Annotated in this window: 1 protein-coding gene; it reads right to left on the reverse strand. The window is 48.4% G+C overall.

Annotated elements, in window-relative coordinates; all coding sequences use genetic code 11:
- Positions 1-702: iron chelate uptake ABC transporter family permease subunit (locus tag AB4653_RS27975; RefSeq protein WP_372105893.1), on the reverse strand; the 702-nt coding region annotated here is incomplete at both ends.

Consider the following 702-nt stretch of genomic DNA (forward strand, 5'->3'; position numbering starts at 1 on the left):
CCAAGGGCTCAATGAGTGAATCGAATAACCCATAAATAGGCTACTGAAAATCAACGCCAGAACAGCGCCCGCCGACACACCAAGAATGTCCGGGCTTGCAAGCGGATTGTAGACTAACCTTTGTAAAATCACGCCCGCCACCGCCAAACCGCCACCAGCGAATATCGCCGTTAATATTCTCGGCCAACGAATCGACCATTCAAATGCGTCTGGGATAACAAAATAGCCCATATCAGAAGAAGGCTGTGAGAGCGTACTCAACGCCAACAGCCCAAAAATCATTGTGCCTAACAAGAAGTAAGCCAAAGGTGAAATAAACTTTGGGCCTTTAGGCATCGAGAAAAACAGCTGATCTTGAGCCGATAATTGCTTTCTCGCAATTATGATCAACGCTGGAGCGCCAATCACCGCGGTTGCCGTTCCTGTTGGAATCATATCCAAAGACCATTGCGCCAAGAAAATCGCCAAGCTGTCGGTCACACAAAGCAGTAGCGCACCTAATACACAGCTTGCGACGAGTTCAGATTTGGCCTTTAGAAAACCTAAATGCCTCGCAATGTTCGGAGCTATCAAACCAATAAAGCTGATCACGCCCACTGAGGTAATCGACACTGAGACCAACCAAACGCCAATTGCCATTAGCACAAAGAATGTTGCGCCAATATTGAGCCCGCGTGCTGCTGCCCCTTCAGTGCCAATCGA

The sequence above is a fragment of the Vibrio sp. 10N.222.48.A3 genome, from assembly GCF_041475345.1.
Classification (GTDB): domain Bacteria; phylum Pseudomonadota; class Gammaproteobacteria; order Enterobacterales; family Vibrionaceae; genus Vibrio; species Vibrio tasmaniensis_A.